The sequence below is a fragment of the Ramlibacter sp. genome (assembly GCF_013697775.1).
Taxonomy (GTDB): domain Bacteria; phylum Pseudomonadota; class Gammaproteobacteria; order Burkholderiales; family Burkholderiaceae_C; genus Ramlibacter.
Map to the genome: position 1 here is coordinate 1 of NZ_JACCWG010000007.1, position 6,405 is coordinate 6,405.

Consider the following 6,405-nt stretch of genomic DNA (forward strand, 5'->3'; position numbering starts at 1 on the left):
GGTGGGCGGGTCGGTGGCCACCGATTCGCAAGGCCGCAGCGCGGACACTGGAGCCGGCGGGCGCGCCACCGCCTGCCCACGCGCACCGCGCACGGCAGCGGGCTGGGCCTGGGGCTGCGGTTGCACCTGGGGCGGCAGCTGCACCTGGGGCTGCGCGTGCGCGGGCCAGGCCGCGGCGCAGGCGAGGGCAGCCGCGGCAAGGCAAGGAAGGCGCTTGAAGCGGGGGCTGGTTGGCATGGGGTCTTCTCCGCGGTCGTTGTTGTTGGGGCGCGCAGGCTCAGAAGCAGTGCTGCGCGCGCTTGCCGTGGCTCACCACTTCGACGCAGTCCTTCGGTTCGAGCGGCGCCGTGGCGACAGGGACCGCGGCGCGGCGCACCACCGGCGCGGGCGCGGGGCGCGCGGGCGGCCCATCGAGCTTGGCCGTCATCACGCCGGGCGAGAACAGCTGCTCCTTGCTGATGCCGGGCGTGGCCACCAGGTCCTTGTCCAGCTGGTTGCGCAGCACCAGCGACAGGGTGCCGACGCTGCGCGCCAGGTCGAGCTTCTCGGCGTCGGCAGGCGAGAGTTCCAGCGTCACCGCGTTCACCACCTTGGGCTTGGTCTCGTCGCGGCCGGCCTCTTGCGCCACCGCCAGCACCAGCACGTGCTCCAGCACCGTCATGCTCACCGGGACCGGCATCTCTCCCTTGCCGGCGTCGCGCTGCCCGTTGACCATCACGTCCACGTGATTGCCCGGCAGCGCGAAGCCGGCGACGCCGATCACGTCGTTCACGCGCACGGTCATGGCGCGCTTGCCTTCGGCGATCACCGCGGACAGCCCGCCCTGCGAGCCGGCCGGCATCAGCTTGCGGTCCAGCACGGCCTCGCCGCGGTTCACGCCGACCTTGACCACGCGGTCCTGCACCTCCTTGACGTCCTTGAACGCGCCGGGCGGCACCGAGCCGCTCGGCCAGTCCACCGTGGACAGCATCTGCGGCGTGACCTTGCTGCCCAGGTCGATGTCCACGGCCGCTACCACCACGCGGGTCGCGGCGATGCTGCCCTGGCGGGACAGCCAGCCTGCGGCATACACCGCGGCGGCCAGGCCCGCCACCACGGCCAGCAGCAGCAGACCGAATGCCTTGAGGTTCTTCATGTTGGCTCTCCGAGCGCGAGGGAAGGGTCAGAACGACCCGGGAGGCGCGATCGCCACGCTGGCGAGGGTGCCGATGCAGATGCACACGCCGTAAGGCAGCTTGCCGGCCGAGTCGATGGACTGCGCCGCAATTGCCGGAGACTGGCCGGCGAAGGTGGCGAACGCGAGCCAGCGCACCACCGCCCAGGCGTTGCCCAGCATGCGTCCGAGGTCGCCGCGCGCCGCGGCGAAAGCGAGCGCGGCGGCGCCGCCGGCGGCTGTCACGAACAGCAGCGCGTAGAGCGTGGACTGCGCGCCGACGAAGGCACCGACCATCGCCATCAGCTTCACGTCGCCCGCGCCCAGGATGCGCACCGCGTACAGCGGCAGCAGCGCGGCGAGGCCGACCCCGGCGCCGGCCAGGGCCCACAGAAAGCCCTGGTCACCGGGCGGCAGCAGCAGCGCGCAGGCCAGCCCGGCGGCGGTGCCGCCGAAGGTGAGCAGGTTGGGGATGCGCAGCGTGCGCCAGTCGCTCACGGCGGCGGTGAGCAAAAGCGCGGCCAGAAGCACCAGGCGGGGCTGGGCGAGCGCGGCGGCGTGGAGGGCGGCTTGTTGCATGGAGTTCGTACCGTGTCGGTGGACGTCGATACGAACTATGGAAGCGCGCCGACGACGGCGCCTGGGTGTTGCCTACTCTTCGCAGTAGGACAAGCCTCCCTTCTGTGTCCTGGCCGTCAGGCGATGGCTTCGAGCCGCGGATCCAGCAGCTTGACCGCCAAGCCGGTATGGCCGTCGAACTGCTCCACGCGCACGATCCAGCCATGGGCGCTGAACTTGAGCCCGGTCTCCGGCACTTCCATCTCGAACACGATGGTGCCGTCGGCCGGCGGGGGACCTTCGATCTCCAGGAACATGCCGGAAGGGCCGATGTCGCGCGTGATGCCGACCCGCCCGTCTTCCAGGCGTATGGGCAAAGTAATGGGCTCGCGGGGTGTCTCGCGCTTTTCGTCAAACATGCGGAAGTGTGGCTGTGCGCTGTCCGCCTGCCATGGCTGGTTTTGCCCGTTCTCGTGTCGGTCGTTATCACCTCCCTTGTGCCGAAGGCTGTGACATATCTCCCGGGAGGGTGCAATTTTGCTCGACAGTGATGAAACCAATCAATACGAATGCAAACATTGGCAACCAGAACCCGGGGTTTTGCAAACAGGTCTTTACTATTCGGCAGCACCGTTACTGGAAATCCTTCCCATTAAGCCATGGCCTCCATCGGCGTCTTCCTGGTTGCCCCACCGCTGGTGAGCTGGGGACTGGAGCGCCTTGTGCAGTCCGCCATGCCGCGCCTGGAACTGATCGGTTCGGCCCCTTCCCTGGAAGAGGCGGGTCCGCGCATCGAGGCCATGTCCGACGGCGTGGTGCTGCTGGATTTCGACGACGGCCAGCCAATGGACGCGCTGGTGCAATTGCAGCAGCGGCTGCGCGCCAAGCTGCTGCTGATCACGCAGTCATGCGATGCGGCGGTGCTGGATGACGCCGTGATGCGCGGCGGCGTGCGCGGCGTGGTGAGAAAACACGACCCGGTGGCCATGCTGCTCAAGGCCATCGAGAAGGTGCACGAGGGCGAGCTGTGGATCGACCGCGGCGCCACCGGCCGCATCTTCATGCAGATGGCGCGGCGCAAGGCCACCGAGGCGCGCGACCCGGAGCAGTCGCGCATTTCCACGCTCACGGTGCGCGAGCGGCAGGCCATCGCCGCGCTGGCCAGCGCGGCGGGCGCGCCGGCCAAGGTGATCGCCGGGCGGCTGTGCATCAGCGAGCACACCCTGCGCAACCACCTGACCTCCATCTACAGCAAGCTGGGCCTCGCCAACCGGCTGGACCTGTACGCCTACGCCACCCGGCACGGGCTGAACAAGTAGGCGGGCGCTACTTCTTTTCGGACCAGAGTTCGCCGCCGGTCGCCCAGTCGTGGCGCTTGATGTCGAACAGCAGCACGTCCACCGCCTCGGGCTTGCCGCCCAGCGTCTGGACCACGGCGTCGGTCAAGGCCTTGACCAGGTTCTTCTTCTGTTCGAGCGTGCGGCCCTCCATCAATTCGACGCGCAGCGTGGGCATGTGATCTCTCCTGTGGGGTTGAACGGAAACGAGCCGCGATTGTGCCGCGCGCATGCACGGCGCCCGGCCGCGGCCCCATTGTTAAGATGAGTTCATGACCTTGTTTGCGATTCTGCTGGCCACGCTCGCGGCCGGCATCGGCAGCGTGTGGCTTGCCGCGGCGCTGATGCGCCTGGGGTGGCTGGCCGGCCACGACGCCACCGGCCGCGGCCAGCGCGAACAGCACCTGCTGAGCCTGGCCGCCGGTGCGCTACTGGCCACCGCCTTCATGCACCTGCTGCCCGAAGCCCTGGAGAGTTCCGCCGGAGCCAAGCCGCTGCTGGCCACGCTGCTGGGCGGCGTGGTGTTCTTCTTCCTGCTGGACAAGGCGGAGCTGTGGCACCACGGGCACGAGCACCACCAGGGCCACGCGCACCATGGACACGGCGCGCATGGCCACGATGAACACGATGCGCACGGCCACGCGCACGGACCGCATGCGCGCCAGCACAGCGGCGGCTGGACGCTGTTGGCCGGCGACAGCGTGCATTGCTTTGGCGACGGCGTGCTGATCGCCTCGGCCTTCATGGCCGACCTGCGGCTGGGGGCGATCGCCGCGCTGTCGGTGCTCGCGCACGAAGTACCGCACCACATCAGCGACCTGGTGGTGCTGCGCCAGACCAGCGACAACCGCCGCGCCGCGCTGGTCAAAGTGTCGCTGGCCGGCGCCGTGACCACGCTGGGCGGACTGATCGGCTGGTGGCTGGTGGAGCGGCTCGCGGGCTCGCTGCCGTTCTTCCTGGTGGTAGCCAGCAGCAGCTTCATCTACGTGGCGCTGGCCGACCTCATCCCGCAGCTGCAAAGACGCATGGGTGCGCGCGAGACGGTGGTGCAGGTGGCTTGGCTGCTCGGCGGCATGCTGCTGGTGAGCATGGTCAGCCTGGCCAGCGCGGAGCTGGGCCACGCACACTGAAGGGCTTGCCGGCGCCTTCCTTTTCGCGTCCTACCTGCTATCGGTTCCGTCCGACAAAACGGCACCACGCGCGGCTCTAAGGTGGCGCGTTGATGGAGCGCACGCATCCGTCGCATTTCCTCTCTCAGCAAGGAGAACACAGATGGCATCACGTGACCAGGAAGACCGCGACCGGCAGAGCCGCTGGGGCGAACAGGCCACCCAGCAGGGCGGCAGCCAGGGGCAGCAGGAACGCGGCCAGGGCTACGGCGGCGGCGGCGAGTCGCGCGGCTGGAGCCAGCAGCAAAGCAACCAGGGCGGCTATGGATCGCAGGGTTCGCAAGGCCAGGGTTCGCAGGGTTATGGCGGCCAGCGTTCGGGCTCCGAGTTCGGCTTGCAGCAATCGGGCGGCTACGGCGGCTATGGCGGCGAGAGCCACGGCTTCGGCCGCGGCAGCCCGGGCTCCGAATTCGGCGGCCAGCAGCACGGCGGCCAGGGCGGCCAGAGCAGCGAATTCGGCGGCGGCCAGAGCGGCTGGGGCCGCAATGCCGGCGGCATGCAGTCCCCCGGCTTCGGTGGCGGCTACAGCGGCGGGCAGGGCAGCCAGGGCTACGGCCAGCAAAGCCAGGGCGGCCAATCGGGCGGCAGCCCCGGCCAGCACAGCGGCGGACAGGGCGGCGGGCAACAGGGCGGCTACGGCGGCATGGGCCAGCACAGCCAGGGCGGTTTCGGCGGCAGCCAGGGCTACGGCATGGGCGGCGGCCAATACGGGCAGGGCGGCCTGAGCTCCGGCCAGGGCCAGCACAGCCAGTACGGCGGTGCCGTCGGCGGCCAGCAAAGCGGCGGCTGGGGCGGCGCCCAGGGCAGCCAGGGCGGCATCGGCCACAGCGGCTACGGGCAGCAGGGCCAGAGCGGCATCGGCCAGGGCAGCCACTACGGGCAGGGCGGCCAAAGCAGCCAGGGTTCGTATGGCGGCGCCAGCGATCCCGACTACCACCAGTGGCGTGAGGAGCAGATCCGCAACCTGGATAACGACTACCAGTCGTGGCGGCAGGAGCGCTTCAAGAAGTTCTCCGACGACTTCAGCAGCTGGCGCAGCAGCCGCAGCGGCGGCCTGGGTTCCACCACGGGCAGCGGCTCCACCGGTAGCAGCGGCAGCGCGAGCGACACCAGCTCGAGCCCCAGCCCCAGCGGCAGCGGCGGCTCCAGCCACACGAGCGCCAGCGACACTACCGGCTCCGGCACCAGCCAGCTGGGCGGCATGGGTGCCTCAGGCCAGACCATGAGCGGCAGCTCCGGCGGCAACTCCGGCGGCCTGGGCAGCGTCGGCGGCTCCTCGGGCAGCAACACGGGAAGCACTAGCGGCACCAGCGGAAGTGGCGGCAGCGGCAGCGCCTCCGGCAAGGGCAAGTAAGCATGCAGCGGTGGGCGCGCGGCCAAGTGGCCTGCGTCCACCTTGTTCAAGATTCCAATGATGGGAGCGTTTTCATGAAGAGCAGCGCACTGCGCCGTTTGCCGGCTTTGCTGGCAATCGTTTTTTCCTGCGGCATTGCGGTCGCGCAGACCAGTGGCGGCAGCGTCGGCACGTCCGGCACCGGCTCGTCGGTCACCGGTGGCCAGTCGGCGCCGGCGGCACAAGCCGGCACCGGCACCCGCAACTCAGAGACCAAGAAGGACGACAAGCTCGCCCGCGGCGACCGCAAGTTCATCGAGAAGGCGGCCGAGAGCGGCATGTTCGAGGTGCAGGTGTCGCAGCTCGCAGCCACCAAGGCCACCGACGCCAACGTGAAGAGCTACGCCAGCATGCTGGTGGACCACCACACCGCGGCCAACAACGAATTGATCCAGCTGGCCAACGGCAAGCACGTGGAGCTGGCCGCCGCGCCGCCGCGCGCCATGCGCCGCGACATGGAAAAGCTGGGCAAGAAGAGCGGTGCCGAGTTCGACCGCGACTTCGTGCGCGACGTCGGCATGAAGGCCCACGAGAAGGACATCAGGCTGTTCGAGAAGGCCAGCAAGGACGTGAAGGACACGCAGCTCAAGGCCTGGGTCACCAAGACGCTGCCGACCTTGCGCGAGCACCTGGCGCAGGCGCAGAAGCTGCCGCAATCGGGCAAGGGCAACGCGGCGGCGGCCATGGGCAATCGCGGCGCCGTCGGCTCGTCGGGTGGCGGCATGCCCACCCCAGCCAACAAGGGAAGTTGAGCGCCGACCGCGTCGGTCGCGGCATGCGCGGCCCCGCGAGGGC

Annotated in this window: 8 protein-coding genes and 1 pseudogene; 4 read left to right on the top strand and 5 right to left on the bottom strand. The window is 69.6% G+C overall.

The annotated features are described in order from the left end of the window. The 4 genes and pseudogenes from H0U68_RS00555 to H0U68_RS00570 all read right to left on the bottom strand — a co-directional run. Window positions 1-237 (bottom strand): annotated as a pseudogene (locus tag H0U68_RS00555) (hypothetical protein); the annotation flags it as partial. A gap of 40 nt (window positions 238-277) precedes the next feature. Continuing rightward, on the bottom strand, window positions 278-1,135 hold the full coding sequence (gene cpaB, locus H0U68_RS00560) for a Flp pilus assembly protein CpaB (RefSeq protein WP_296352086.1): 858 nt from the start codon (window positions 1,133-1,135) through the stop codon (window positions 278-280). A 27-nt stretch (window positions 1,136-1,162) separates the two neighbouring features. After that, window positions 1,163-1,732, bottom strand: coding sequence for an A24 family peptidase (locus H0U68_RS00565; protein ID WP_296352088.1), 570 nt, complete (start codon window positions 1,730-1,732; stop codon window positions 1,163-1,165). Window positions 1,733-1,848: 116 nt separating this feature from the next. Beyond that, window positions 1,849-2,130, bottom strand: a complete 282-nt coding sequence (locus H0U68_RS00570) for a PilZ domain-containing protein (RefSeq protein ID WP_296352090.1) — start codon at window positions 2,128-2,130, stop codon at window positions 1,849-1,851. Window positions 2,131-2,370: 240 nt separating this feature from the next. Here H0U68_RS00570 and H0U68_RS00575 point away from each other — a divergent pair, with 240 nt between their 5' ends. Then, window positions 2,371-3,030 (top strand): response regulator transcription factor, encoded by a 660-nt coding sequence (locus tag H0U68_RS00575; RefSeq protein ID WP_296352092.1) that lies wholly within the window; start codon window positions 2,371-2,373, stop codon window positions 3,028-3,030. A gap of 7 nt (window positions 3,031-3,037) precedes the next feature. Here H0U68_RS00575 and H0U68_RS00580 read toward each other — a convergent pair whose 3' ends face one another. Further along, window positions 3,038-3,280, bottom strand: coding sequence for a 4-oxalocrotonate tautomerase (locus tag H0U68_RS00580; protein ID WP_296352094.1), 243 nt, complete (start codon window positions 3,278-3,280; stop codon window positions 3,038-3,040). A 40-nt stretch (window positions 3,281-3,320) separates the two neighbouring features. Between H0U68_RS00580 and H0U68_RS00585 the strand changes: the two genes are divergently transcribed. The 3 genes from H0U68_RS00585 (at window position 3,321) to H0U68_RS00595 (ending at window position 6,362) form a co-directional block, all read left to right on the top strand. Beyond that, window positions 3,321-4,178, top strand: a complete 858-nt coding sequence (locus H0U68_RS00585; protein ID WP_296352095.1) for a ZIP family metal transporter — start codon at window positions 3,321-3,323, stop codon at window positions 4,176-4,178. Window positions 4,179-4,320: 142 nt separating this feature from the next. After that, window positions 4,321-5,571, top strand: coding sequence for a hypothetical protein (locus H0U68_RS00590; RefSeq protein ID WP_296352098.1), 1,251 nt, complete (start codon window positions 4,321-4,323; stop codon window positions 5,569-5,571). A gap of 74 nt (window positions 5,572-5,645) precedes the next feature. Beyond that, entirely contained in the window at window positions 5,646-6,362 is a 717-nt protein-coding gene (locus tag H0U68_RS00595) for a DUF4142 domain-containing protein (protein ID WP_296352100.1), read from the top strand. Window positions 6,363-6,405: the final 43 nt, after the last annotated feature.